This window comes from Bacteroidales bacterium (assembly GCA_023229505.1).
In the GTDB taxonomy this organism is placed as follows: Bacteria; Bacteroidota; Bacteroidia; order Bacteroidales; family JAGOPY01; genus JAGOPY01.
Genome location: JALNZD010000029.1, coordinates 28,175 through 55,057, shown reverse-complemented (window position 1 = coordinate 55,057; position 26,883 = coordinate 28,175). Strand labels below are relative to the sequence as shown.

The 26,883-nt window shown below is 40.6% G+C and carries 22 protein-coding genes; 7 read left to right on the top strand and 15 right to left on the bottom strand.

The features are described from left to right. A partial coding sequence (locus M0Q51_11150) for a transposase (protein ID MCK9400535.1) occupies positions 1 to 240 on the top strand: 240 nt, incomplete at its 5' end. A 168-nt stretch (positions 241 to 408) separates the two neighbouring features. On the opposite strand, the gene M0Q51_11145 is transcribed toward M0Q51_11150, so the two are convergent. The 9 genes from M0Q51_11145 to M0Q51_11105 all read right to left on the bottom strand — a co-directional run bounded on the left by M0Q51_11145 (position 409) and on the right by M0Q51_11105 (position 9,183). Next, complete coding sequence (locus tag M0Q51_11145) at positions 409 to 1,419, bottom strand: pyridoxal-phosphate dependent enzyme (protein MCK9400534.1); 1,011 nt, start codon at positions 1,417 to 1,419, stop codon at positions 409 to 411. After that, positions 1,400 to 2,620, bottom strand: a complete 1,221-nt coding sequence (locus M0Q51_11140; GenBank protein MCK9400533.1) for a hypothetical protein — start codon at positions 2,618 to 2,620, stop codon at positions 1,400 to 1,402. The genes M0Q51_11145 and M0Q51_11140 overlap by 20 nt, the downstream gene beginning before the upstream one ends. Then, complete coding sequence (locus M0Q51_11135) at positions 2,604 to 3,992, bottom strand: hypothetical protein (GenBank protein ID MCK9400532.1); 1,389 nt, start codon at positions 3,990 to 3,992, stop codon at positions 2,604 to 2,606. The genes M0Q51_11140 and M0Q51_11135 overlap by 17 nt, the downstream gene beginning before the upstream one ends. 3 nt (positions 3,993 to 3,995) lie before the next feature. Beyond that, a complete protein-coding gene (locus tag M0Q51_11130) occupies positions 3,996 to 4,778 on the bottom strand; it encodes an ABC transporter permease (GenBank protein ID MCK9400531.1) in 783 nt (260 codons plus the stop codon). Beyond that, entirely contained in the window at positions 4,762 to 5,523 is a 762-nt protein-coding gene (locus M0Q51_11125) for an ABC transporter ATP-binding protein (GenBank protein MCK9400530.1), read from the bottom strand. Before M0Q51_11125 ends, M0Q51_11130 begins: the two co-directional genes overlap by 17 nt. 18 nt (positions 5,524 to 5,541) lie before the next feature. After that, positions 5,542 to 6,492: an ABC transporter substrate-binding protein gene (locus tag M0Q51_11120; protein ID MCK9400529.1), complete on the bottom strand. Its 951-nt coding sequence runs from the start codon at positions 6,490 to 6,492 to the stop codon at positions 5,542 to 5,544. A gap of 471 nt (positions 6,493 to 6,963) precedes the next feature. Next, a complete protein-coding gene (locus M0Q51_11115) occupies positions 6,964 to 7,371 on the bottom strand; it encodes a class I SAM-dependent methyltransferase (protein ID MCK9400528.1) in 408 nt (135 codons plus the stop codon). Beyond that, positions 7,368 to 8,600, bottom strand: a complete 1,233-nt coding sequence (locus M0Q51_11110; GenBank protein MCK9400527.1) for an insulinase family protein — start codon at positions 8,598 to 8,600, stop codon at positions 7,368 to 7,370. The genes M0Q51_11115 and M0Q51_11110 overlap by 4 nt, the downstream gene beginning before the upstream one ends. 37 nt (positions 8,601 to 8,637) lie before the next feature. Beyond that, positions 8,638 to 9,183, bottom strand: coding sequence for a hypothetical protein (locus M0Q51_11105; protein MCK9400526.1), 546 nt, complete (start codon positions 9,181 to 9,183; stop codon positions 8,638 to 8,640). Positions 9,184 to 9,354: 171 nt separating this feature from the next. Between M0Q51_11105 and M0Q51_11100 the strand changes: the two genes are divergently transcribed. Then, positions 9,355 to 9,561 carry a DUF2892 domain-containing protein gene (locus M0Q51_11100; GenBank protein MCK9400525.1) on the top strand — a complete coding sequence of 69 codons (207 nt, stop codon included), beginning with the start codon at positions 9,355 to 9,357 and terminating at the stop codon, positions 9,559 to 9,561. 103 nt (positions 9,562 to 9,664) lie between these two features. Here M0Q51_11100 and M0Q51_11095 read toward each other — a convergent pair whose 3' ends face one another. Then, positions 9,665 to 12,634: a phosphoenolpyruvate synthase gene (locus M0Q51_11095; protein MCK9400524.1), complete on the bottom strand. Its 2,970-nt coding sequence runs from the start codon at positions 12,632 to 12,634 to the stop codon at positions 9,665 to 9,667. Positions 12,635 to 12,926: 292 nt separating this feature from the next. Between M0Q51_11095 and M0Q51_11090 the strand changes: the two genes are divergently transcribed. The 5 genes from M0Q51_11090 (at position 12,927) to M0Q51_11070 (ending at position 19,105) form a co-directional block, all read left to right on the top strand. Beyond that, positions 12,927 to 14,213, top strand: coding sequence for an SLC13 family permease (locus M0Q51_11090; GenBank protein ID MCK9400523.1), 1,287 nt, complete (start codon positions 12,927 to 12,929; stop codon positions 14,211 to 14,213). A gap of 1,205 nt (positions 14,214 to 15,418) precedes the next feature. Beyond that, entirely contained in the window at positions 15,419 to 16,297 is an 879-nt protein-coding gene (gene era, locus M0Q51_11085; protein MCK9400522.1) for a GTPase Era, read from the top strand. Positions 16,298 to 16,324: 27 nt separating this feature from the next. Further along, a complete protein-coding gene (der, locus tag M0Q51_11080; GenBank protein ID MCK9400521.1) occupies positions 16,325 to 17,629 on the top strand; it encodes a ribosome biogenesis GTPase Der in 1,305 nt (434 codons plus the stop codon). Positions 17,630 to 17,635: 6 nt separating this feature from the next. Beyond that, complete coding sequence (locus M0Q51_11075) at positions 17,636 to 18,046, top strand: RNA-binding S4 domain-containing protein (protein ID MCK9400520.1); 411 nt, start codon at positions 17,636 to 17,638, stop codon at positions 18,044 to 18,046. Between the two features lie 6 nt (positions 18,047 to 18,052). Further along, a complete protein-coding gene (locus tag M0Q51_11070; GenBank protein ID MCK9400519.1) occupies positions 18,053 to 19,105 on the top strand; it encodes an endonuclease/exonuclease/phosphatase family protein in 1,053 nt (350 codons plus the stop codon). Positions 19,106 to 19,128: 23 nt separating this feature from the next. On the opposite strand, the gene M0Q51_11065 is transcribed toward M0Q51_11070, so the two are convergent. The 5 genes from M0Q51_11065 to M0Q51_11045 form a co-directional block, all read right to left on the bottom strand. Beyond that, positions 19,129 to 19,560: a hypothetical protein gene (locus M0Q51_11065; GenBank protein ID MCK9400518.1), complete on the bottom strand. Its 432-nt coding sequence runs from the start codon at positions 19,558 to 19,560 to the stop codon at positions 19,129 to 19,131. Positions 19,561 to 19,572: 12 nt separating this feature from the next. Next, positions 19,573 to 20,949 (bottom strand): dihydroorotase, encoded by a 1,377-nt coding sequence (locus M0Q51_11060; GenBank protein MCK9400517.1) that lies wholly within the window; start codon positions 20,947 to 20,949, stop codon positions 19,573 to 19,575. A 51-nt stretch (positions 20,950 to 21,000) separates the two neighbouring features. Beyond that, positions 21,001 to 21,732 (bottom strand): polyprenol monophosphomannose synthase, encoded by a 732-nt coding sequence (locus M0Q51_11055; protein ID MCK9400516.1) that lies wholly within the window; start codon positions 21,730 to 21,732, stop codon positions 21,001 to 21,003. 96 nt (positions 21,733 to 21,828) lie between these two features. After that, positions 21,829 to 24,048 carry a phospholipase D-like domain-containing protein gene (locus M0Q51_11050; protein MCK9400515.1) on the bottom strand — a complete coding sequence of 740 codons (2,220 nt, stop codon included), beginning with the start codon at positions 24,046 to 24,048 and terminating at the stop codon, positions 21,829 to 21,831. Between the two features lie 63 nt (positions 24,049 to 24,111). Continuing rightward, positions 24,112 to 26,877, bottom strand: a complete 2,766-nt coding sequence (locus M0Q51_11045; GenBank protein MCK9400514.1) for a TonB-dependent receptor — start codon at positions 26,875 to 26,877, stop codon at positions 24,112 to 24,114. Positions 26,878 to 26,883: the final 6 nt, after the last annotated feature.

Genomic DNA, 26,883 nt, shown 5'->3' with positions numbered 1-26,883 from the left:
TTCTTTACAAACCAAAATGTTCCTTTCGATAACAATCTGGCAGAACGCGACTTGAGAATGATAAAATTAAAACAGAAAATATCCGGTTGTTTTCGTACAAGAAAAGGAGCAGAGGTTTTTTGCAGAATACGTTCTTATATTTCCACAATAAGAAAACAGGGGTATAATATTCTTGATTCAATACAACTGGCTATTGACGGTAACCCTGTAGATTTTCTGTTAGCTACCGCTGAACAGTAACGTTTTTTATTAATTTACAATAATTAAAAATACTTTCAACTTGAAAAATTTCATACTGTAATTTTATAATCAGTTGGAAATGTTTTAACTAAGACGCAACTTGAGTGGGTTAAATTTTAGAAACTTTTACTTTATAAATAATAGAATAAAATACAATCAATTTTTCTTTTACTTAAAATTCAATAATCCATTTCCTGTGTTAATGACAAGTACTACATCTTTTTTAGGGTCAAATTTTGAATAAATATTTTTAATATTTTTCACCATAGCAAACCCCGCAGCAGCGCTTGGCTCTGAACTAATTTGTAACTTCTTTAACTCTATTAGAGAATCCAAAATATCTTCTTCTTGAATATTATATACGTAATAAGGTTCCCTTAATCTTCCTTTTTTATCTATTTTATTATATAAAGTCTCTCCTTTGCCATATTGTAATAGAGATTTTGTATCAACCCAATAAGGTCCATATAACATTAAAGCAATTGAATTGGGATTCCCTGTACTCACAGGAATTACTTTTGTTTTTAATTTACGGTCATTAATATAATCAATTATTTCATTACATAAAATTCCTGCACCAAAAGGAACAATAATATAATCAGGAACAGTTTTTAAATCGTCAACTGATTCAATAAATAGTTCATCATATACAGGATATTCAAGTCCCTCCGAAATATTCTTAAAGATTTCAATTTCAGGAAATCTGCATTTTGCTTTTTCAAGTAAATCATTATCAGTATAAAATTTTTTATCAATATCTATCTTGATTATTTTACAATATCTTGATATTTCCTTTAACATTGATATTGCTTTAACATATTTTCCATCAGTATCGGGACCTAAAGTTTTTTCCTTTAATTTACTAGGTACAAAGACTATGGCTTCGCATATTTCTTTATTATATAATTTATTTATTTCATTGCAATAATAGCCCAAACTATATGCAGTATTCCCGTATGATATACATCCAAAATAATTTTTTTTATTTTTTTCTATATCCTTTACAAACTGTTTTATTAAATGAAATGAAAGCCTATCTTTAAAGGTATGAGTAGGATTAGTACTTTCATCTTTAATATAAAAATGAGTAATTCCTAACATCCCATTAATTTTAATGATAGGTGTATTAAATGGTTTTTTAATTTTCATTATCATTTTCTCAAGATATTTTTTTTCCATATTTAGCAAGTATATATTCAACAGTAAAATAAGCAGCAATATCAGCACAAAAAGATTGCCATCTTTTGTCCTTATTTGCAGTTGACCAATCGCATACTGATTTAATTATTCGAAATTTGGATTTATTATTAACAACTTTATAACAACCCGAAGCTTCCATTTCAACTGCTAATACATCAGAAAAAGTATTTTGGATGTTAGTCTTATGTCTTTCCTCTTTCACAACTGCAGGTCCTGAAACAAAATAACCCATGTAAACGTTACTTGTTTTATTTTCTTTTTTCTTATCTTTAATACGAGGTCTTTTTTCATATATTTCTTTAGGCTGCCATTTTTTTTTATCAATTATTGATGGCTTTGAATTTTCTAATGGGATAACATCTTTTTTGCTGTAATCAATTTCTATATTTAACTTTTGGGGATATGCATCATAAAAACCTGTCGATATCACAATATCCCCTTTTTTAACGATATTTTTTTTATCCATTTGACCAGCTATTCCAACCAGTATTATTTCTTTCGGAAATCCTTTTAAATCCGTATATCCTTTTAAAGCTACAGAAGAATCTATTGAGCCATATTCAGACAAATTAATAATTGCAATTTTCGCAAAAACATTTTCGTTTTTTATGATTCCGAATGCTTGTAAATCCCTTCTAAGTTCTTTTTCTTTATCTTTTTTTCTGTCTAAAGCAACTTCGAGACTTCTTAAATCAGTGACCTCAATCATTTCTTCTAAGTACCTATAAATAGCTCTGAATTCAACAGGTACAGCAACTATAACTACACAGCTGACGGGTTCAATAGAAAAAAAGGAATAAACTCGATTCCTTTTTTGTGCAAGTGATTTTGTTTTTAACAGTACCTCATCTTGAGAGAATTGATTATACAATAATTTTAATTTTTCAGTTAAAATATTTATTTCATATTTTACTTTTGGCGTTTTAGCAAATTCATATGTTAAAAAATGCTTAACATTATCAATCCATTCAATCTTATTAAAAGTTGTTACATTTTCATTTTTAATTATTATATCTAACAATATATCAGCACGTGAATTTTTATCTAATACGGAATCTAATAATAATCGAAATTCATTTGGCACATACCTATTAAAAAAATCATAAGTTTCTTTATTAATCTCCGTAATTTCAATTAAAGTTTCCTTTAATTTTGAAATTGCACTATTTACTGCTCTCATTAAAATAATTTTTGAACCTTTTCCTTAAATAAATATCTTGCACTAATTTATCAAGAGCATTGAACTTTTTATCAATTTCATAAGAGAATTTTTTTAACCAAAATAATTCTTCCCCGATTTCAGCTATTTCGGTAATTGCTCCACCATCAAACAAATAAGGTGATGGATCTTGTAAAAACAATCCATAAAGCACTCTACAAACAAATAATTCATCTTGCACATCTTCTATATTATCAGCATGCGCAACCGTTCCAAATGTATCGTCAAGTTTTAAATTTACAATACTGCCTAAATGCCATCTTGACCTTAGTATTTCTACTAAATTCAGAAGTGTTGGAATAACATAATAACTAGGATCATTATTTAAATTCGGAGTAATCGCTAATGCACTTCTTTTTCCAATCGTATAAAATAAATTTCTATGATGAGAATAATTTTTTAATCGTATGCCGTATTCATGTCCGCCATCACCATTACATATAAAGCATCCCAATGAATTATAAATATATTCCCTTTTCAATAATTCATAATCGCTCAATATACGGTCATTGTCTAAAGTTAATTTAACTGCAATAGAACCTATTTCTTTTATTTTCTCTCGTGTTGGATTATTTTCAAATTCTTCATACTGCTTTTCATCTACTTCAGCAATAGTTAATATATAAGGTGTTTGCCAGTTTTTAAAAGTTCTATTATTTCTTTGTATTACTTTTTTATCATACCATAAGTCTTTTTCATTCCAAATTTTGGGCATCAATCCATTTGTTATAAAATGGTCATATAATTCAGTTAAGTGAATGTTCTTTTTATTATTATTATCTAATTTATTGAATTTTTCATAAATGCTATCTGAAACTGGCAAATAAGAAAAAGTTAAATGTCCAATGTCTTTATTTTCTGGACCCAAAATTATTCCTGAAGCGAGATGTAAAATGTAGTGTATATGTTGAAATGTTATATTCTTTGATAAAGTAAATGAAAATGTACAATTTCCAGAACCATTCTCATAAATACGCAGATCATAATTTAGTTCTGCTTTTATTTTTTCTGATGTAACTTTCCGTTTTTCTTTTTTTGATGGAATATAAATTTCAGCATTATCATCTATAAGACCAGAACGTTGTATTACTAATAAATTTTGAGAAACAATATTAGGGCGATAAAATAGCTGATTCTGGTTTTCTATCCAATTCACAGGTCTGTTAAATAATTCGAAACTTTTAAATTCAGTTTCATCATTGGCTTTAATACTTTTTAAAATATCTTCAAAAGAACACTTTGTTATATCCCACGAAAAGGAATAAATAAAATTTATAATTACTTTTTTATAATCAAAAAAGGAATTTTTCGTACTATCAATTATTTCATTCATTTTTTATACATTTTTAGACCATGGTAAAAATTTCTTTTCCAAAAGAATATATATTCTATTTGTTACAAAACCAGTAATTCCTAAAATTATTATTGTTGCGTACATTTCAGGGATTCTATATTGTAAATAGTAGTCATATATCATTTTCCCAATGCCTTCGTTTGCACTAAGAAACATTTCTGTAACAACAACTAAAACAAAGGATAATGAGAGACAAACCCGAATGCCTGCTGAAATACCGGGTAAAGCATCTCGGCATATTGCAAATGTAAAAATTTGCAAGTTTGAAGCTCCAAAGCTTCTCAACATGTTTATCCTGTCTAATTTCTCTTGATTTGGTAATGCGCCATAATATGAATTAACTAACATTATTAATGAACATGCATAAAATACAACTCCAATTTTTGAAGCGTTTCCTATACCAAAAAATAAAATAAATAATGGGAATAATGCTGATGATGGAATTGCTCTGAAAAATTCTATTGGTAATTCGAAATATTTGTAAATCCAATTTATTCTTCCAAAAATCAGTCCTGCAGGTACTCCAAATGCAATTGCTATCAATAAACCTGCTATTGCTCTATATACTGTAAATCCCAGACTAATATATGTTGTCTTATCATATAATAAATGTTTGGCGCTTATAAAAGTATCATCAATTTTAGGTATAAATAATGCATTAACAATTTTAAAATATCCTATACCACTCCAAATTACTATAATAACTAATATTGAAAGCAAGGTCTTACTGTAGTTTGAAATATTTTTTTTACTGAAAATCTGCATATTCAAATTTTAGTATTTTCTTTCTTAGTTCTATAAAAGTATCAGAGAAAACAATTTGTCTTGACCTGGGTCTTGCAATATCAATTTTAAAGGAAATAGAAAAAGTTGCAGGTTTTCCTTTTAAAACATAGACGACATCAGAGAGATATAGAATATGATCAATTTCATGCGAGACTAATAACATAGCTATATCCCTTTGTTCATGAATATTTAATAAAACATCCTGAAGTTCAAGACTTGTCTTATAATCAAGATTTGAGAATGGTTCATCAAGTATTAAAATATCGGGATTATTTATTAATGCTCTAGCAATTGCTACTTTTTGTTTTTGTCCCCCGCTCAATTGGTTTGGAAAATTTTTTAATGGGATGTTATCAAATTTTAAAAGTTCAAGAATTTCATTAGTTTTTTTATTTTTTTTATTTTTATTAACTCCTTTAATTGTTAAAGGTATTTGTATATTTTTTTCAACATTTAACCAAGGCAACAATGTTGAGTTATAATTTTGGAAAATCACACCGATCTTTATTTTTTTATCATCATTTCCGATTTTAACAATTCCTGATGTTGAATTTTCTATTCCAGCAATTATATTAAATAAAGTTGTTTTTCCAATACCATTCTCTCCTCTAATACCAATTATTTCTTTATTCTTAATTTCTAAGCAAACATTCTCCAGCACCTTTATTTTTCCAGTAGGTGTATCAAAAATTTTACTGACATTATTTATACTAATCAAACTCAAGTAATCATGTATGAATTATTATTTACACATATAATCATTAATGTTTTCTTTATTTTGAATTGCTCCATTCTCATAAAGTAAATCAATAAATGATTGAATTTCTTTATAATCTAACTCTTCATGTTTTTTCCATTTATTAAGATTAACTTTTGATAATACATCTTCACGAACATTTGCATATTTCACTATATATTTTTTTGCTTTTTCCGGATTAGTTTCAATAAAATCGATTGATTTGTTATAAGCTAATATTATTTTCTTTGTTACATCTTCACCATATTTTTTTTCAAATTCCTCAGATATCCAATGCCCTGATAAAGGGACATTCGGCATTAGTTCTGCATATAAGCCGTTTACTATTGGATATGCTATTTTATCCTTTATTATCTGTGATGCCGTTGGTTCCAATGCGGATAGCGCAGCTATCTGTCCAGTTTTCAACGCAATAGCCCAATCTTTTGTCTGTAATTCAATTAATTCATAATCATCTTTATTTAAACCATGTTTCATAAAAATTAGATTACAAAACATTTTAATGACAGAGCCAGGGAAAACCCCTATCTTTTCTCCTTTTAAATCCTCAATTTTCTTAATTTTATTTGTATCAGATACAAGCAAATAATCCGAAATATATCCTTTTTCATTAGAATATGGATTCGTAATAATTAACTTATGCTTGATTTTTGAAACAAAACCTACATCAAAAACTACGTTTGTCGCAGCCTCAAATACATCGATTTTCCCCAAAGTAGCTGCATTAACCTGATCATTACTTGAAGTAAATCTTACCAATTCAACGTTAAAACCCTGTTCTTTAAAATACCCTTCTTCTACAGCCGCAAAAATCGGTAAATCAACTGCTATTGGTTTATAACCTATTCTTAATTTACTTGGTTCATAATTGCAAGATAACACAATAATGATTAAACTGGCTATAAAAAATATTCTTTTTAAATGCTTATTTTTCATGGTCCTATCTTTAAATTTTTTTCTAAAAATAATGCTTTTATTCTTTTCTAAAAAATTTATTATTTATCTAATCGCTACAGGGTTAGTTCCCTGTCGCTTGTAGTGAATAAAAAATAATTCCCATAGATACCCCGCTGCTCTGTGGCGAGGATGTTCATTTTTCAGTTTTGAAATTTTTTAACATTTTCTTTTTATTCATCTTTCTCATTATGCACGGCCCAAGTCAATTAAAAGTGAGCCATTTTTTTCTTTATCCATTATTCGGTACAACTTATAAAGTGTTGGCAAAATGCACTCATTGGTAAGCTTTGGTTTGAGTGACGGCTCGCGGTTTGCCAATGTGTACAATGTGGGTCGGCAGTTAAAAACAAAAAATGAGGGTAGGCAAAATATAAAACCTTTTCGGGTTGGTTGGTGTGGTCAGCAGTCATTCCGTTTTATCCTTCTTTTCTGTTGCTATGGGTTGTCCTGTCAAGTTTCATTCTGTTCCTGTTTTTTTTGACTTGTTGGTACCTGAGGAATGATCTCCAGGGCATCGCCATCATGCAGCACAATGCGATCTTCCAGGTTTGCTTTCCTAAAATATTCCCTGGCGATTTCGGCATAAGAAGGATCAGCTTCAATGGTATGAAGCATTCCGCCCGGGGCAAGTCCGCCGGCCAGGCAAATGGCTGAATACCCGGTAAATGTGCCGATTTCCAGGATACTTTCAGGCCTGATCATCCGGCTGATCATTTCAAGGAAACGGCCCTGGACAGGCCCGGATAACATCCTTGGATGAGGAGTATGCAGGAAAGTCCTGCGGCGAAGCTCATACAACAATTCAGGCTCCTGCGTTGTGTGGCTTTCAATATATTCTTCCAGGCGGGGATCAATCATGTCAGTTGGTTTTGAAAGATGAGCATACTCAGCTTCTCCGTGTTAAAAATTTCCTGCGCCAATTCCAGTATTTGTTCGCCGGTCACCGCTTCGATCTTTTTCCTGATCTCGTCAGGTGCATAAAGGCGGTTATCATGTAAAAATGATTTTCCCGCCGCCATCAGGTAATTCAGGTTCGATTCATTGGCGATCTCAATCTGCCCTATCAGTTGCTTCCGGGCCTGGCTTAGTTGTAACGCTCCAAGTTTTACCGTACGCATCTTTTCCATTTCCTTCCGGATAAGGGCTAAGGATTTGTTGAGATTTACGTTGTCAGTCCCAATATATATGCTGAAAATGCCGGTATCTGTGTAAGGCAAAAATGCTGACTCAACGGTGTAGGCATAGCCATGCCTTTCCCTGACGGCCAGATTCAGGCGGGAGTTCATCGCCGGTCCGCCGAGGATGTTGTTCAGCAGATACATAGAAAACCGTCTGGGATCTTTCCGGTCGTAAGCCACATTGCCGATCATGCAATGGGTCTGGTAAGTTGTCCGGGACAAATTCAAATTGAAAGGCTGGTAAGAAGAAAATGCCTGCCTGTTTCTTCCCGGCCTATCAGCAGGAATAGCTTCAAAGAATTTCTCTACCTGGTGACTGATCTTTTTGAAATCAAGGTTTCCGCTGGTACAAATGACCAAATTCCCTCCAGTATAATTTTTGTTGATGAAGCTTATCACATCCTGGCGCGTAAATTTCAGCAAATCTTCCGGGTTTCCCAGAATATTTTTCCCGAGGGCATGACCATGGAAAATATTTTCTTCCAAAACATCGTAAATTTCTTCGGAAGGATTATCCTTGTAAGAGTTTATCTCATCAAGGATGACATCCTTTTCTTTCTTCAGTTCCTTTTCAGGGAAAGTGGGCTGGGTGATAATGTCCGCGACAAGATCCAGGGCACGAAGGAAGTGCTCAGTTAAAAAAGTGGCGAAAATACAGGTTTCCTCTTTAGATGTGAAAGCATTCAGCTCGCCGCCCACGCTTTCCAGGCGGGTGAGCACATGATACGCTTTTCTCTTGCGGGTGCCCTTAAAGATCGTATGTTCTATAAAATGAGCGATGCCGTTTTGATTGTGCTCTTCATCACGTGTCCCGGCATTGATATAGACTGCAAGGTGCGCTACCGGCCCACCGGCCGGGATATGCAATAAGCGGATACCGTTGCTAAATGTCCTGGTTTGAAATTCCATTTTTCGAAAATGAAGCGCAAAGATAGGGAACAAAGCGTTACTTCGCCGGGTACTGCTCATCAAGGTATATCCAGAAAAGTAATTGGTTAAAGCTTTCCCCCGCGATCTCCTTCTGAATGACCGGCCCTATGGCTATAACTTTCTTATCCATCTGGAGTGATCCGGGGTTCCAGCTCCATTCCTCCATAAAGCGGATCTTCGTGATATCCCGGTAGGATATCGCATCGATCGTCATGGTATCATATTCCTCGTACGGAGGATATTCCCGGAGGAGTGTCCTGTAAATTGTATCGATGCACTGAGCCTGGACCTGCAACGATGTCAGCTGTTGGTTAAAATAGTCGTATACCCTCACCTCCCCTCTCTCAGAGGCTTCCATGATCCTCTTCAGGAAAGGTTCCCTCCTGGAACCTTCGATATTATTGATCCACCAGTCGAGCTGAGGATCACTGCTGATTACAGGCACATCATACTGGATTTTTTCAGTCAGGATCTGTTGTTTATGGGAATTTCCGGAACAGGCTGTCAGGGCAATCAGAAATACAATAGAAATAAATAGATAATACTTATATATTCTCATCATGTTGAAATTTTGAACGGAGGATTAAAGGTACAAAAGTAGGCTAGCTCTCTGGTGGGCGAATGAAAAAATTGAGATGCCATCTCAGGATAAAAATTGCATTTCTAAAATATTCTGACGATCTTTGGTAAGATTTAACTGCAGATTAACAATTAATACTTAAATTTGAATACTATGAAAAAGAACATGGGATCAGTCGACAAGATTATCAGACTGCTACTTGCCGCATTATTTATTATCTTATTTGTTTTCAATGTAGTAAGCGGAATATTCGGATACATCCTGCTGGCGCTTGCCGCAATCTTTATCGTTACGAGCCTGATCAGTTTCTGCCCGCTTTACACTATTTTCGGCATTAAGACGACACCGGCCAAAAAGTAGGTTTAAGGTTTAAATTTTAAGGGTTAAGTTGGGGAATATTTCTATAAATAATTAATTTACAGACAATAAACAAATCCCAGAATGTAACCTTAAACCTCAAACCTTAAACCTTATAAATAACGCCGAGGTTTTTCTTCCCGTCTATTTCCACCAGGACAGGCTGATCGAAATGAATATGCCTGATGTATTCATCTTCATAAACGGCTGGCATGTTCTTAAGGTAATTCAGATCGTAAAAACCATCATTCATGTATGGGTTGACCGTGAAATAACCTACCCGGAAAGAGGTCAGGTTCTGGAAAAAGTGGGTCCCCTGGCTGGGGTCTATGCGGTAATTTTCAAGGCCTGATTCTACAATCACCCGGGCAGCGGAAATCTGGGGCCATTTCACCGGGATGCCAAGCCAGGGGTCTTGTGAGCCCCAGCGGCCCGGTCCAATCAGGATATAGTTTTTATGTTCATTCCTGAATTGATCATTTATTTTACTGATACGTTCAGCAAGTTCGTTGTTTTTAGCCGGGTTGAACGATTCAGGCTTAACGTAAACGATATCGCAAAGATCTGTTATGGCCCCGTTGCCAAGAGCAGATTTAGAGTAAATAATGGTCTTCTCTTTAGGAACTTTCTCCAGGTTTGTTGTTACACTTTCTTTGTTATCCACTATCGGCCTGATTTGCAGGCAATAGAATATCTTTGGATCGTTAACCGGCCGGTTCAGATCAACAGCAAATTCGATCTCGATCGGTTTGCCCATTTCTTTCTGTCCGATTTCAAGGATTGTCTGCAGGATTTCAGCAAGTGGGAAAACATTATGCTTGAGGATATTTGAAAAAGTGACCAATTTCCTGCCTTCATAATTCACCCCATCCCTCAGTACGCCATTTTGCATGTCATAGGTAGACGCCAGCCATTTTAATGAGCCGTCGGCCTCGGCTTCTTTAATGGGAAGCTTCAGGATATTGATCCCGTCATCGATATTTGGCCGGAAAACTTCAGGGTGCATATCAAGGGCATAGAAGTATTTTTGTGTTTCCCTCAAAGCCGCCTCGGGAGAATAAGTCTGCAAAACCCTCTTAGCGTATTTAGGAGAAAAGTGCAGGGCCAGGCCGCCATCAACAATATATTTTCCTAACCCCAGCGCTACGCTTGCAATACCGTCTTCGGGTTTCTCAGGTTCAAGCGGGTAAAAATTGATCGAGCGAGCGACTCCGGAAAAGGAAGGATAGAAGCGGTTTCCATATTTGGTGCCTGCAACAGTCTGCATGACAATGCCCATTTTTTCTTCGTCAATAATATTGGCTGTCGCCGTCATGTAAGCCTTGCTCGATTTGAAATAGGTAGAAGCATAAACGCTTTTGATTGCATTGCTGAGCATTTCCATCATTATGCGTTCATTATCCACGACATAAGGCACCATATAAGTTGAATAGACGCCTGCAAAGGGCTGGTAATGTGAATCTTCCAACAAGCTGGACGACCTGACCGCGATGGGGCTGCGGACATACGAAATCAGGGTATAAAGGTCTTCATGGATGCGGAAGGGAAGGCGGGCCTGCACAAACTCCTTCAGGATTTCCTCATCGCTTCGGTCCGACAAGGCAATCTCATAAAGGTTATTATCCTCCATGAATTCATCGAAGATATCGGTACAAAGAACGACTGTACGCGGGATGGTAATATAGACGCCCTGCCATTTCTCGAGGATGCGGTTGCGTTTGATGAGCATGTCGAGAAACGCCAATCCACGGGCTTTCCCGCCAATAGATCCTTCACCGATCCTGGTAAAAGTCAGGTATTCATCGAAGCGTTCCCGGCGGAACTGGGCGATGACACCCCTTGACTTGCTGATGCGGAAGCTGGCTATGGAGTCGAAAAGATAACGGCGGACTTCATCCAGGTCAGCGAAATCGTCAAGCGTGATATCGACCAGCATTTCAGCAAGCGGAAACAAAGCCCTTGCCCTGAGCCACTTGGAGAGCTTATTCCGGACCAGCTGGTAACGCAAAGCTTCATCAGGCACCTGGAACAGTAATTCCTGCAGACTCTTAAGGTCTGTTGCACGGGCGATCTCTTCACCGGATTCGGGATCAATAAAAACAAAATCGCCGAAGGCAAAATATTCCCTGATGAAATTCTTTAATTCAACCGAAATGGTTTTTGAGTTCTTGTTGATAAAGCCCACTTTCAGTTTTTTAGCCAGATCATCCCCTTCCTTGTCAGACGATTGCAGCAGGATAGGCATAAATGGATCGTCGCGTTGCACTTTTTCACAGAACTTCACCCCGGCGTATTTTTCCTGCTGCCCGTTCCTTGGATAACTCATATCGGTGATGATCCCCAGCAGGTTACGTTTATATTTCTCATATAATCCAAGCGCCTCTTCATAGGTGGTTGCCAGCAGGATTTTCGGCCTGCCGCGCATCCTCAGCATCATCTGGTGCTCGTTCAGGCCTTCAGTCATGAAATCCTTCGATTGTTTGAAGATAATCTTATAGATGTTAGGCAGATAGCTTGAATAGAACCTGATGGAATCTTCCACCAGCAAAATAGCCTGTACGCCGACTTCCTGGATGTCGTGGTCGACATTCATCTTGTCCTCGATGAGTTTAATGATGGCCAGCAGCAGGTCGGCATTACCCAGCCAGCTGAAGACATAATCGATGACGCTTTTGCTTGCATCATTCATTTTCAGGGTGACTTCCCTGGAAAACGGGGTCAGGACAACGATAGGAATGGCAGGGTTTTTAACCTTGATTTTTTCCGCCAGGCCGAAGGTATCCATTTCTTCGGAGCTAAGCATAACGATGACCAGGTCTATTTTTTCATCACGCAAAAGTTCGAAAGCTTTCTTCTCAGAAGAAGCAAGGATAAATTGCGGGGGATAACGAAGGTTGAGGGATACATATTCGATGAAGATCTGTTCGTCGATCCTGCCGTCGTCTTCCAGGACAAATGCATCATAAGCGCTGGAAATCAGGAGGACATGATAGATCCTTCGTTTCATGAGCTTACTGAACGATGTATCGCTGAAGTAATATTTAGGAGCCCGGTAGGCTATATTGGAGAATGGCATGTTATGAACCGTTTGTTTATCCTGATATAGCAAAATTACGGAAAAAGATTGATCCCGGGGCACGACATCCAGATGGATAAATTCCAAATTCCAAATCCCAAATCCCAAACAAAAAATAAAATTCAAAATCCAAAATTTCAAACAGTTTGAAGTAGTGGTAATGAATAAATTTATATTTTTATAAACGTCTGAAATGAGGTATAATCAAAGAAAATAAGGAAATATGAAGATGGTCAATATTCTGCAATAACCATCCTATCAACATCTTCAATAATATCCAAAATATACTTATATGCTGCTTACCGATGTTGCCATGACCGTTGCGGAGAGCTCTTCTGCAATACCTTCCATCGGCCCTGTCAGGGTTGAATTTATCTTGTTCGCCCTCACACTCATCGGGGTGGCACTGTTCCATAAAAGGACCATGTATGTTGCTTTAACCGGACTTGCAGCGGTGCTGATCTTTAAATTCATTTTCGATCCCTCCTTCAACCTGGGCCATCATATACTTGGCTCAGCAGGGGAAGAAGGTGAATGGCGGATATTGCTCAACCTGATGGGTCTTTTATTTGGTTTTGCTATCCTGGCCAAGCATTTTGAAGAATCAAATATTCCGAAGATACTTCCAAAATTTTTACCAGATGACTGGAAAGGCGGGCTGGTACTGCTTGTCATGGTATTTTTTCTCTCTGCCTTCCTCGACAATATTGCCGCGGCCATGATTGGAGGAACTATCGCGATGGTGGTTTTTAAAGGTAAAGTACATATCGGCTACCTCGCAGCTATTATCGCGGCAAGTAATGCGGGCGGAGCCGGAAGTGTTATCGGGGATACGACAACAACCCTGATGTGGATCGATGGCGTTGAAGCTGTATGGGTAATGCATGCATATGTTGCTTCTTTTGCAGGATTTTTAATCTTTGGAATTTTCGGATCAATCCAACAACATAAATTCCAGCCTATTATCAAAGATTCGGGTCCAGGTGTAAAGATCGACTGGGGAAAAATCTTTATTGTGGTTTTGATATTGGTTGGGGCCATTGCTACAAATATCATGTTTGATTTTCCGGCACTGGGCGTTTGGACAGCCATCATTATGGGAAATCTGATGCGAAATACTCCCTGGCAGGAGTTGAAACACGCCTGGCAGGGAACGATCTTTTTAGTGTCGCTGGTGACGATTGCTTCCATGATGCCTGTGGAAGAGCTTCCGCCGGCTTCATGGCAGACCGCCTTCATCCTCGGATTCGTTTCAGCAGTTTTTGATAATATTCCACTCACCAAGCTTTGCCTTGAACAAGGCGGATATGATTGGGGAATACTGGCTTACACGGTTGGTTTTGGCGGTTCCATGATATGGTTCGGCTCTTCTGCAGGTGTTGCGCTTTCAAATATGTACCCTAAAACAAAAGACACGGTTAGTTATATAAAAAGCGGGTGGCATGTTGCATTAGCCTATGTGGTCAGTTTTTTTGTGATGCTGGGCGTGGTGGGATGGCATCCTCATGCCCCTCATAAAAAGGGAATGGATGCTAACACTCCAGCAATGCAAATCACGCCTGATGAAACCCCCAAATAATAGCCACATCATCATAACAAGCCTTTTCAATTTCCCACAAATACCGGACCAGGGATCATGAAGGCCTATGCTACGATGATTTACCCTTAAGAAGGGCAGCGCGGAAAGACAGGGGAATGACTAAGGTTATTGATGTTATTTTTTCGAGACTTCATTGCAAAAGCAACCATTTTTTTGTTAGATTTACGGAATAATGAATAACAGGATCATTATTTACCTGAAAATGCACCACAATAAAGGACATTCCAAAGCTTTGAACCAAAGGACGCTTCTTTATGGTTTCCTGCTCCTATTTTTAGGTTTAATTAATCCTGGGATACCTGAATTAAGGTCCAATGTTTGTCCCGGAAATTTAATTGCTAAGGTTTACCCTGTTGACATTTTTAAAGTTAATTTCTCAGATTTCAAGAATTTTAGTGTAAAACGGGATATTCCTGTTGCTCCCCTCACAAAAAAGCATCCGGCAAATAATGCCAAGTCACAATCACCTTCGGATCAGTGCTATTTTAAAGAAGGACACAGATCAATTGCAGATAAAGGACCTGAATCTGCATTACTTGTCTTTTCCGGAATATTTTTGGGCTACCCGCTTAAACCCATATCTTTTATTTCCCATATACCGTTCGTGATATTTTCATCAAGGATCGGTAATAATGCAAAAATCCGCCCTCCTCCTATGTCATAACAAGATGACCAGGGGTCTTCTTCCAGGCCATTCGCCGTATATACCTCACGATCGAAACGTGTAGAACATTGTCACGCAATTTGTGAACGCAATTATTGCAATTCTCATTTGACGATAAAATGAGGCTTTGACGCAATGGAAGTCTTACACTAATTCTGAATTTCATCAAATATTAGTTCAAATTTCAAATCAATACTATTATGAAAAAAATCAAAATAACTGGCGGTTGGGCTGTGTTGATATTTTTTGTATCGGCAATAATTTTAATATTTCTTATTAAGATATTGTTTCTTTAGCAAGGTGATAATAGAGTGATCATTCCTGCCAAATACCAGGCAAATCCCAAATCCCAAGCACCAAATCCCAAACAAATTTAAAAACTCAAATCCCAAAACTCAAACTGTTTTGAATTTTTGTTTTTAGATTTTGTTTTTTGTTTGGGATTTGGGATTTGGTGCTTGGAATTTACTTCCTCTGCCCCGGGTCTCCTTTTTCTCTACTTTTGCAAAAACATTATCTCATGGCTCACCAAGCCGGCTTCGTCAATATCATCGGGAAACCTAATGTCGGGAAATCCACCCTGATCAATGCCCTCACCGGGGAAAAGATTTCCATCATCACCCATAAAGCCCAGACTACCCGGCAGAGGATCATCGGGATCGTTAATAATGAAGAATACCAGATAGTCTTTTCAGATACCCCTGGTATGATGCAGCCTCATTATAAACTGCAGGAGGCTATGATGAAAGAGGTCGAATCTGCTTTTGAAGATGCAGATATCCTGCTCTACCTGGTTGAAATAGGCGAATCTGCCAACCAGGAAGAGATCATCAGTAAGATCAAAGACACGAAAATACCGGTAATCGTGGTGATCAACAAAATAGACCTTACTGACCAGCCAACGCTTGAATCGAAGATCAGGGAATGGCAGCAGGTCTTTCCTGATTCCGACATCATTCCGGTTTCGGCTTTGCGGAAAGCCAATCTTCAATCCGTATTCGCCTCGATCCTGGCTAAATTACCCGAAAGCCCCGCTTATTATGATAAAGATGCCATAACCGATAAGAGCGTACGGTTCTTTGTTGCAGAGAAAATCCGGGAAAAGATCCTGCTGAATTACCGGAAAGAGATCCCCTACTCTGTGGAAATTGCTGTCGATCAATATAAAGAAACTGAAGCGCTTATTCACATTATTGCCTACATTTTCGTGGCCCGTGAATCACAAAAGGCCATCATCCTGGGCCACCAGGGCCTGGCCATCAAACGGGTAGGTACCCAGTCACGGATAGAACTTGAAGCATGGCTCGGCAAAAAGATCTTTCTTGAACTGAGCGTAAAGGTGGTAAAAGACTGGAGAAACAGTGAAAATGAGCTGAAGAAGTTCGGATATGACCTCTGATTGGAATTAGATCACTACCTTTGTGCCATGCCAAACATTATTGCAATAGTCGGCCGACCTAATGTCGGTAAATCAACGCTTTTCAACAGGCTGGTCAAAAGCCGTCAGGCCATTGTCGAAGAAACGGCAGGGGTTACCCGCGATCGTCATTACGGAAAGTCCGATTGGAACGGTGTTGAGTTCTCCGTGATCGATACGGGCGGGTATGTGGAAGGGTCGGATGATATCTTTGAAGAAGAGATCCGCCGGCAGGTGGAACTTGCCATCGGTGAATCCGATGTGATCCTTTTTATGGTCGATGTAAAAGACGGCTTGACCGGCATGGATGGGGACGTATCTTCCATGCTGCGGAAAAGCAGGAAAAAAGTGTTCCTGGTGGCCAATAAAGTAGATAATACCTACCGGACTTTTGACATCAATGAGTTTTACGAGCTGGGCCTCGGCCAGGTTTATGGGATTTCTTCCATTAACGGCAGCGGCACTGGCGAATTGCTGGATGATGTCGTCAAAGAATTTAAGGATACGATTGCCGCTGATATTCCTGACCTGCCGAGGATCGCGGTAGTCGGCCGCCCCAATGTGGGCAAGTCATCTCTGATCAACGCGCTGCTTGGCGTGGAAAGGCACATTGTCACTCCCATCGCCGGAACTACCCGTGATACCATCTTTACCCCCTACAACTCGTTCGGATTTGAATTTCTCCTGGTTGATACTGCAGGTTTGCGGAAGAAAGGGAAAGTAACGGAAAATATCGAATTCTATTCGGTCATGCGGGCTGTACGGGCCATTGAGCAGAGTGATGTCTGCCTGCTGATGATCGACGCGGGTGATGGTTTGGAAGGACAGGACCTGAATATCCTCAGCCTCATCGAAAAGAACCATAAAGGGGTGGTCATCCTGATCAATAAATGGGACCTGGCAGAGAAAGCAAATAATACCATGCGCGACATGGAAACTTACATAAAATCGCGCACAGCGCCTTTTACCGATATTCCCATCGTATTCACATCCGTGCTGAACAAACAACGCATTTTCAAAGCGATGGAATGGGCAAGGCAGGTTTATGAGAATAAAAACCGGCAGGTGCCAACATCCAAACTTAATGAATTGCTGCTTCCGATCATCGAAGCCACACCTCCGCCGCAGACCAAGGGCAAGTACGTTAAAATCAAGTACATCACCCAACTGAAGACACACTATCCAACCTTTGCCTTTTTCTGCAATATGCCCCAGTATATCAAAGAACCATATGCACGTTTCCTGGAAAATAAGCTGCGGGAAAATTTCGATTTCACCGGTGTGCCGATACAGATCTTTTTCAGGCAAAAATAACAGGAGATGGTCACATCAGACACACCCGATACCGATAATGTCCGTGTAGACAAATGGTTATGGGCAGTAAGGGTTTATAAAACGCGGAGCCTGGCCACGGAAGCCTGCAAAGCAGGAAGGGTCAGGATCGGCGGGCACATCGTTAAACCGTCACGGGAAATCCGCATTAAAGATGAGATTTCCATCCACCTGGGAATTTATACCAGGACCGTCAGGGTCATCGCCTTGCTCCACAATAGGGTGTCGGCAGCGCTGGTGCCTGGTTTCCTCGAGGATATTACCCCCCAGGCAGAATACGATAAGTTGAAGGTTCAGCAGGAGATGAAACCGGAGTTCCGCCCCAGGGGGGTTGGACGACCGACAAAAAAACACCGCCGGCTGATCGACCGGCTAAAAAATACGAAAGACTTTAGTTAATATTTTATGAAAAAGCTCTTCTATCCAATCCTTTTCTCCGCTCTCCTGATTCTGATCGCACAATTGGTCTTCGGACAGGCCAATCAGAACAAACTGGCAGGCAAAACTTTCCGCATCGCCTTTTATAATGTTGAAAACCTCTATGATACTATTGACGATCCGCTTATCAATGATGCCGATTTTTTACCGGGAGCCAGGATTCCCTGGACAAGTGAGCGTTACGAGGTAAAACTCAGCCGGCTGGCAGATGTCATTCATGCTCTTTCCCAGCCACAGCCGGTTGCCGTCATGGGTTTATGTGAGGTTGAAAATAAAATGGTCCTTGAGGACCTGGTCCGCTCCCCGCGCATCATCCCCTATCGTTTCCAGGTCATTCATCGCGATAGTCCTGATGAAAGAGGGATTGATAATGCCATGATCTATGATCCGGATCAGTTCCAGCCTTTGAATGTCCTCAGCATCCCGGTGACTTTCCCTTTTCAACCGGAAGACCGCACCAGGAATATCCTCTATGTTAGAGGATTAAGCAGTAAGATAAAGAATGACACCCTGCATATCTTTGTCAACCATTGGCCATCCCGGTCGGAAGGAAAAGAAATGAGCGAACCGAAGCGGATCATGGCTGCCGAAACCCTGAAAGCCCTAACCGATTCTATATTCAGCCGAAATCCCAATGCGCTTATTGTGATTATGGGTGATTTCAACGATGAACCTGTTGATAAAAGCATCACAGAAGGATTGAAAGTTAGACCGTCTACAGAAATGCCGGCCAATAAAGGGCTATATAACCTGATGGATCCGCTTTACCGGCAAGGAAAGGGAACTTTGTATTATAAAGATTGGGATCTGTTTGACCAGGTAATCATCAGCGGCAGTTTCTGGAATAAGGAAAAAGGGGTAATCTTTTACGACCGCGAAGGGAGGATCTTTGAACCCGAATGGCTGATGTTTAAGACAGATGACGGGACATTACGTCCAAACCGCACTGCTGCTAAAGAATACTACGGTGGCTACAGCGATCATCTCCCTGTTTATATAGACTTTATACTGAAAAAATAAGTCATTGGTCACTTTAAGACAACTTACTGCTCTTTATCGTAATCGATTTCTTTAACCAACTTGCCGCTTTCATCCCAGAACTTCCAGGTACCAACCCGGGTTCCTTTATCGTACTTCCCTTGATAATGCTTGCTGCCGTTTTCATGCCAGGTCTTTCTTAATCCGTCATCCTTCCCCTCGTAGAAATACCCCTCGCTCCACTTTTTCCCATCCTCCCGCCAGTAAACCCATTTGCCATGCTTCTTGTTGTCCTGGTTATAAAACCCATCCATTTTCTTCTGACCATTCTGGTAATAAAAAATTTCCTTGGCCATATAGCTGTTCTCAGGACCCGGTGTATAATACTGGACTCTTTTAGGTTTCCCATCCGGGTATGTTTCGGTAATTCTTTCCTGCAATTTCTGGCCACAGGAGGCCAGGAACACGACGATAAAAAAGAAAAAGACTTTCCTCATGCTTTCAGCTAATTATCGGTTAAATTTCAACCGCATACCCCTGACAGATTCATCAAAATGACTTTCAAGAAGTTGCGGCTCCGCCTCATACACTAAATTTCCATTGACAAAAGTATGGGTTATTTTTGAACTAAACGCATGCCCTTCAAAAGGAGACCAGCCACATTTATAAAAGATATTGGAAGGATTGACCTCCCAGGGCTGGTCAGGATCGATAAGGGCCAGGTCGGCCCAATAACCTTCCCGGATGAAACCACGCCGGTCGACCTTGAAACAAACTGCCGGGGCATGGCACATTTTTTCGACCACCTTTTCCAGGCTTATCCGACCCTGCTGGTAAAAATCCAGCATCGCCGGCAGGGAATGCTGGACCAGTGGTCCACCTGAAGGCGCTTTTAAATAAATGTTTGCTTTTTCTTCCAGGGTGTGGGGGGCATGATCGGTCGCTATCACGTCAAGCTTATCTTCCAAAAGGGCTTTCCATAATGTTCCGCGGTCATGGGCCGACTTGATGGCCGGGTTCCATTTGATCCGGTTGCCCAGGGTCAGGTAATCGTTATCGGAAAACCACAGGTGATGGACACAAACCTCTGCCGTTATCTTTTTGTCAGCAAGCGGACGGTCGTTGCTGAAAAGGGCCATTTCATGAGCCGTCGACAAATGAAGCACATGCAGCCGTGTATTATATTTTTTGGCTAACTGTATCGCCAGGGATGTAGACCTGTAACAGGCTTCCTCACTGCGGATAAGCGGGTGGGCGAATAGCGGCACATCCTCGCCGTAAAGCTCCCGGAAGTGCTCCATATTGCTCCTGATTGTAGTCTCGTCTTCACAATGGACCGCTATCAGGAATTTTACCTTACTGAAAATATTGTCCAGAGTTTCGGGATTTTCGACCAGCATATTGCCGGTTGAAGCGCCCATAAAAAGCTTAAGCCCGCAGACATTTAACGGATCGGTCTTAAGGATTTCATCAAGGTTATCGTTCGACGCTCCGATGTAAAAGGAATAGTTTGCGAGCGATTTTTCTGCCCCCAGGCTGTACTTCTGTTCCAGCAATTCCTGGGTGAGGGTTTGTGGAATCGTATTAGGCATATCCATAAAAGAGGTCACACCCCCTGCAACGGCGGCGCGGCTTTCGGTAAAAATCTCACCTTTGTGGGTAAGGCCTGGCTCGCGGAAATGGACCTGGTCGTCGATCACGCCAGGTATAAGGAATTTTCCCCCTGTATCCAGGGATGGCATCCCTTTGAATTCCTCATGATAACCTTCAGTTACTTCATCCCTGATCACCTTATGGATCATTCCATCCCTGATAATCAGACTGCCATGAAATATTTCACCCTCATTTACAATCCGGGCATTATGTATATAGTAATTCCCTGGCATAAGGTTTATTGTTAGATGGAAAAATCAACATTGATCAAATAGGGGCTTTCCCTATTTGCGGTGGATTTTCCTGATATTTCTGCATCGCAGGCTGATGACGCCAAGCACGGCTTCCTTGAAGATCCCGGAACTCATCTTCGACTGGCCTTCTGTCCGGTCGGTAAAAATGATGGGCTCCTCATAAATCTTGAATCCGAGCTTCCAGGCAGTATATTTCATTTCAATCTGAAAAGCATAACCGATAAACCGGATACGGTCAAGGTTAATAGTGTCCAGCACTTTCCTGGTATAACAAACAAAGCCTGCTGTAGTATCACGCACCTTCATACGGGTTATAAAGCGCACATAGGCCGAGGCGTAATATGACATCAATATCCTTCCCATCGGCCAGTTCACCACATTCACACCCCGGATATACCTGGACCCGACCACAAGGTCAGCGCCTTGCGAGGCACAGGAATCATACAATTTCAGCAAATCGGCAGGGTTATGGGAAAAATCGGCATCCATTTCAAAGATATATTCATACCCTTTTGCCAGTGCCCATTTAAAACCGTGAATGTAAGCTGTTCCCAGGCCAAGCTTTCCTTTTCTCTCTTCCATGAATAGCTTGTCAGGAAATTCTTTCATGAGCTTTCTGACAATATCAGCCGTCCCGTCAGGAGAATTATCCTCAACGATCAGCACATGAAAAACCTTCGGTAATGAGAAAACAAACCGGATGATCTTTTCAATATTCTCCTTCTCGTTATAAGTAGGGATGATGACTAAACTATCTGACACAGGTCAATACTTTTGGTGTATAAATCAGAATGTTGATGCAAATTAACAAATTATTTTACTCTGCCTGTAACGAATTAACAGAATGTTTTATTTGGATTAACGTATGATTACCAGTTTTTCACTGATCCGCATGTTATTTCCCGTCACTTCGAGGAAATAAATACCGGTATCCATATCACTGATATTCAGCTTTATTTGTGATCCCGGTGTAGCTCTTTCATCGGCCTGGAATACCAACTGCCCGATACGGTTATAAATTCTCAGGTTGACAGGGCCTTGAACTTTTTCATTGAGCTGGACCATAACCTGGCCTGCAGAAGGATTGGGATAAACCAAAGATGGTATAACCTGGTCGGTTTCGTCAACTGCGAGGGGCACACCAAGTGCCCAGCGGGCCATAAATTCCTGGTAGAAGAGATTGGCGATGGTGGCATCATGGATGATCAGGGTATTCTCATCGTTTTTATCATTAGCGCTGGCGCTCCAGTTATGGCTGCCAAGCAACACCTGCGGATCAGAATTGGTGTTAGACTGGTCGACGATCATTGATTTACTATGCAACAAACCCGACTCTCCGTACTCCTTGAAATTGCTTCCCAAAGCCGATATTAGCGTACCTGCAACCGTTTCGGAACAATCCGCCTGTTTGTTGACTATTACCCGGGTGTCTATCCCCGCAATCTTTTCATCACGCAATGCATAACCGATATCTGAACGGGTAATGAGCATAGTATTGACTTCAATATCACTATTTGAGGTTTGAATTGTTTCAATGATTTGCTGGTTTACCCCATCGGTTGGGCTAAAGTAACAATACACAGATTTTCCGTCAATGATAAACTCATGTGGTGTATCATCGATTTTATTGAAACCAAAACGGGAGTTCGTAAGGTTGGGATCAGGTCCGGAAGTTCCCCACATCTCATTAAATTCAAGGGTATAAGCTATGGCCAGGCTCTTATCCTGTATAACGACCACGTTATTGGCATCTGTATTAACATTGCCGGACGTCCAGTTGGTAGAACCAGTCCAGACGATCGGATCATTGGGATCACCGGAATAGGCATCCATCACGACAAACTTATTGTGCATAATGCCCCAGTCAACGCCTGCCGGGCTGGCAATCTTGCGGATACTTGCATTAAGGCTTTCAATGCCCTGGTTAGCGGTACTGCCATCGACCACTATACGGATTTGAACTCCCCGGTTATACGCATTGTTCACAGCTGATGCAATATTGGAAATGCCGTCCATGCCAAAATTGTAAATGGCAATATCAAGCGTCTGTTTAGTCCTGTTTATATAATTGATGACGGTATCATCGACCGCATTGTCCAGTTGAATGGCATTAGTCCCGGTTGATACCGAATTATCAACTGTAGAAGTGAAATATACTTTCATATCCCCGGTTGAAACCGAAGTGGTAACGACTGCGCGTACTCCGGAGAAAGCTGTATCTGATCCTTTGACTGAAAACGCTTTGACATAAAATAATGTAGAAGGGGTTGCTCCGCCAAGGGTAACAGTATGGTTTGTATCAGCCGGTCCGGGCCCGGTAAGGACACCGAGTTCAAAGGCAGTCGTATTACCATAAAGCATCTGGCTTGTTCCTGCCAGGTTTGTTTTCCAATACAATGAAAAACCTGCTGTAGTCAGCCCCATCACTTCCAAAGAAGAAGCCATGGCAATTTGTTCTCCCAGGATAATATCATCCGTATTCCTAAGCAATAGCTGGTAGCCCTCATTTGGATTACTATAATGAAACTGGCTCATAACACCGACCAGGTCAACTTCTGCCGTCGGGATTAACTGTCCCACTAAGTTGGAGGCTGTATTAATCCTGATCACTCCGGTTTCTCCGCCTGCGGTGATATTGTAATTGGTGTTGCCGCTGAAAGTTCCGCCGGCATTCACAAACTGGACCTGGTTGACCCTTACCAGCTCACCTTCCAAATCTTCACCAAAATCATCGATCACAATTAATTCCGGAACCGGCAAAGGATTACCGGAAGAAGTAACTGAATGGGCCGTTAAAGTCCCTATTTCAAGCAGTTGGTTGTAACTTTCAACTTTACCGGTAACCGTAACCAGGTCCCCGCGTTGAAAATAAGAAACATCGCCATCATAAATGCCGATGCCGGCCGTTTCATCCTGGATATATCGGATGACTCCTAATTCCAGTCCGTTTGTAACAACCCCGGTAACAGTAACAGTAGCGCCAACAGCATAAGTCCTTGCATCAGCAATATTATCCTGCGAAAAAGCACTGATTGCCAAAGCAACAAATGCCAAAAGGATGAGTAAAGATCTTTTCATACAAATTAAAAATTAAAAATTAAAATTCCCAAATCCATTAACCATGCTTCCATGCCTCCATGCTCAAAACGACACTTTCACCGACAAATTAAATCTTCTGCCCAAACCAAAGAATACTCCTGCGGATTGTGCATCGAAGGACTGTGTAGGCGAGCTGTATGTATCGTTGTTCTGGGCATCAGAAATATATTCCGTATTCAGTAAATTCAACACAGAACCCCTGAAATCGACATAAACTTTTTTTATCTTAAGCGTATATCCGGCATTGATGTCGATTAAAGCGTAATTCGGTATTTGCCATGATTCCTTTGGATTTCCATTTTCATCCAGGTAATTCGGGTTAATATCCGGAGAAAGGCTGATGGGATCGAATTCAGAGAAATAACGGGTAAAATAAGTTGCTGAGCCTGAAATGTAAAGGTCATTGATAATCTCCCACCGGATACCTCCTGAAAATTGGGTCTGTGCGGCATCACCGACATGAACACCTTTTGCATTAAAATAAATTGAATCAGCTATATGATTGTTGACGTAAACCCTGGCAGTATCTTCAGAAGTCCATATCCAGTTTCCAACCGACACCATCAGGTTATACGACAGTGACCTGGTGATATCATGATTAAATTCGGCTTCAATACCTATGTGCCTGGCATTCATCCCGTTGATATTGACCTGGTAAGTTGTCTCCTCGACCGGATCGACAAATGTTGATGTGCGGTCAGCGGGTTTGTTCTTCCAGAGGGTAAGATAGCCGTTCACATCCAGGGAAATCTTCTTGCTGTAATAGCTGTAACCCAATTCAAATGCCGTCACATTTTCATTTTCCGGATTACTGAATTCCACATTGTCATAATAAAAGACATTGTTAAACCGGGGTGATTTCGATAAGTAGCCCAGGTTCATAAAAAGATTCGACCGTTCGCTCAGGTTATAATTCACTCCGCCTTTTAAGGTAAATCCGGGAAACCATCTCCATGGCGTCTGGTTAACTTTTAATCCTTTTGAATAGCGTGTATACATTTGTCCTGAATAAATAACCGAGTCACTATATCCGATGAGAAGGGCAGTATCCCCAACCTGGAGCTCTTTTGGAATGTAATAATCGACACGCTTATAGCCATTGTATGAACCGGAAAGGTTGGCAAAAGCCGACCAGTTCCCGCTGCGCCATTTCACCAGCCCGAACATGCCTCCCCAACGAACAAGGCCATCATCACTGTACTGGATATTATCGCCCTCTTTTCTGATTATATCTCCCCTGTTCTGATTGGAATTATCAAGGAAATAATCCCCGCCCAGCAGGTCATGAACGATCATATAATGTTTGCCCTTGTATGTTCTTAAGTCGATACCGCCGGAAAATTCCCAAAGCTCATTGATCCGGTAATTAAAGGTAGACAAGAATCCATACCAGTAATGGTCATTCACACTGCTTCGCAATATACCCCGCGATCTTCCGTCTTCGGAATAGTGATTCAGATCATAAATCCCTTGAAAATTGATCTGTCCGGTCGAATCAACGATAGGAAAGGTAGAACTGCTGGGGGTTCCGTATTTATCAGATTTTGCAGGTCCTGTACCACCGCCTTTTCCAAGCGAAACATAAAAAATATTTGATAAATAAACCCTTTCACTGATATTCCAGAAATCACGCAGGCTGATCAGGGGTTTGTGATAATAATTCATCCGTTCGGAAAGCAGTTCCCTGTCTTCTCCCTCACGCTGCAGGTAGCCCCAGTTCTCGTTGAATTTGAACCCGTGGGAAGCCTGCATGCCGGCAGTATCTACACCCTGTTCGGCTGCATATGACTTATCAAAGAAGGCAATAGATTTTTTGTAAGACCGCTGGCCGTGTTTTTGCGGGGCTCCCATGGCAGACAGGCTAACTAAGTGTCTACCCAGTTTTTTATCAATGCGAGCGAAATAGAACCAGCCCTCGGTCCAGGTTCCATCCACCCAGCCGTCACCTCTTTTATATGAACCGGCGAGTGTAATCCCCCATCCGTTTTTAAGCTGGCCGCTGTTCCAGCCGAGACTGGTCCGCAGAAAAGCGTCACTACCGTATTCCTGTTTCACGGAAAACCGGGCCTTGTCTTCAATTCCCTTGATGATGATGTTCACAGTACCTCCAACGGAAGGGATGACCAGCTTTGATGCTCCGAGCCCTCGTTGAACCTGTATATTGCGTGTTACAGCATCAAGGCCGAACCAGTTAGACCAGTAAACCCAGCCGTTTTCCATATCGTTGACCGGGATTCCATCCACCATCACGGCAATATTGCGCTGGTTAAAACCGCGGATGTTCATCCGTGCATCGCCATCACCTCCACCCTGTTGGGTGGCATAAACACCGGGGGTGCGGGTCAGCAGCATGGGTATATCCTGAGAAGCAAGTTCTTCCTCAATCTTTAAAGGTGAGATGGTAGTGAATGCCACGGGTGTTTCACGGGTCTGCGCCAGGTCCGCTACAACTTCAACCTCCGATAGGGTTATATTTTTCAAACTGATATTCAGGTTCATCGTCGGAGCGTTCACCACGATCCGGCTCGTATGGTTGACATAACCGACATAAGAAACCTGCAGTTCGTAGGTTCCGTAAGACAACTCGAGCCGGTATGATCCGTCGGATCCGGTAACAGTGCCTTTGCCGGCAGCATAGACAACATTCACACCAATCAGTAATTCACCATTGCCCGCATCTTTAATGGTCCCTTTCACCACGCCGGTCTGGGCCATTAAACCAATCGGGGTGGTCAGCAGCATGAAAATCAGAAATTTCTTTCCTTCCCGGAACACCCTTGACCAGGTTGCTACTTCTTTTTTCAACATAGGACA

Coding starts and splice junctions, on each gene's coding strand:
- M0Q51_11120 (MCK9400529.1), bottom strand. CDS start 6,492: ATGAAAAATAAGCATTTAAAAAGAATATTTTTTATAGCCAGTTTAATC.
- M0Q51_11075 (MCK9400520.1), top strand. CDS start 17,636: ATGGTCACATCAGACACACCCGATACCGATAATGTCCGTGTAGACAAA.
- M0Q51_11060 (MCK9400517.1), bottom strand. CDS start 20,949: ATGCCAGGGAATTACTATATACATAATGCCCGGATTGTAAATGAGGGT.
- M0Q51_11145 (MCK9400534.1), bottom strand. CDS start 1,419: ATGGAAAAAAAATATCTTGAGAAAATGATAATGAAAATTAAAAAACCA.
- M0Q51_11050 (MCK9400515.1), bottom strand. CDS start 24,048: ATGAAAAGATCTTTACTCATCCTTTTGGCATTTGTTGCTTTGGCAATC.
- M0Q51_11110 (MCK9400527.1), bottom strand. CDS start 8,600: ATGGAATTTCAAACCAGGACATTTAGCAACGGTATCCGCTTATTGCAT.
- M0Q51_11115 (MCK9400528.1), bottom strand. CDS start 7,371: ATGATTGATCCCCGCCTGGAAGAATATATTGAAAGCCACACAACGCAG.
- era (MCK9400522.1), top strand. CDS start 15,419: ATGGCTCACCAAGCCGGCTTCGTCAATATCATCGGGAAACCTAATGTC.
- M0Q51_11105 (MCK9400526.1), bottom strand. CDS start 9,183: ATGATGAGAATATATAAGTATTATCTATTTATTTCTATTGTATTTCTG.
- M0Q51_11140 (MCK9400533.1), bottom strand. CDS start 2,620: ATGAGAGCAGTAAATAGTGCAATTTCAAAATTAAAGGAAACTTTAATT.
- M0Q51_11135 (MCK9400532.1), bottom strand. CDS start 3,992: ATGAATGAAATAATTGATAGTACGAAAAATTCCTTTTTTGATTATAAA.
- M0Q51_11130 (MCK9400531.1), bottom strand. CDS start 4,778: ATGCAGATTTTCAGTAAAAAAAATATTTCAAACTACAGTAAGACCTTG.
- der (MCK9400521.1), top strand. CDS start 16,325: ATGCCAAACATTATTGCAATAGTCGGCCGACCTAATGTCGGTAAATCA.
- M0Q51_11100 (MCK9400525.1), top strand. CDS start 9,355: ATGAAAAAGAACATGGGATCAGTCGACAAGATTATCAGACTGCTACTT.
- M0Q51_11065 (MCK9400518.1), bottom strand. CDS start 19,560: ATGAGGAAAGTCTTTTTCTTTTTTATCGTCGTGTTCCTGGCCTCCTGT.
- M0Q51_11095 (MCK9400524.1), bottom strand. CDS start 12,634: ATGCCATTCTCCAATATAGCCTACCGGGCTCCTAAATATTACTTCAGC.
- M0Q51_11045 (MCK9400514.1), bottom strand. CDS start 26,877: ATGTTGAAAAAAGAAGTAGCAACCTGGTCAAGGGTGTTCCGGGAAGGA.
- M0Q51_11070 (MCK9400519.1), top strand. CDS start 18,053: ATGAAAAAGCTCTTCTATCCAATCCTTTTCTCCGCTCTCCTGATTCTG.
- M0Q51_11090 (MCK9400523.1), top strand. CDS start 12,927: ATGCTGCTTACCGATGTTGCCATGACCGTTGCGGAGAGCTCTTCTGCA.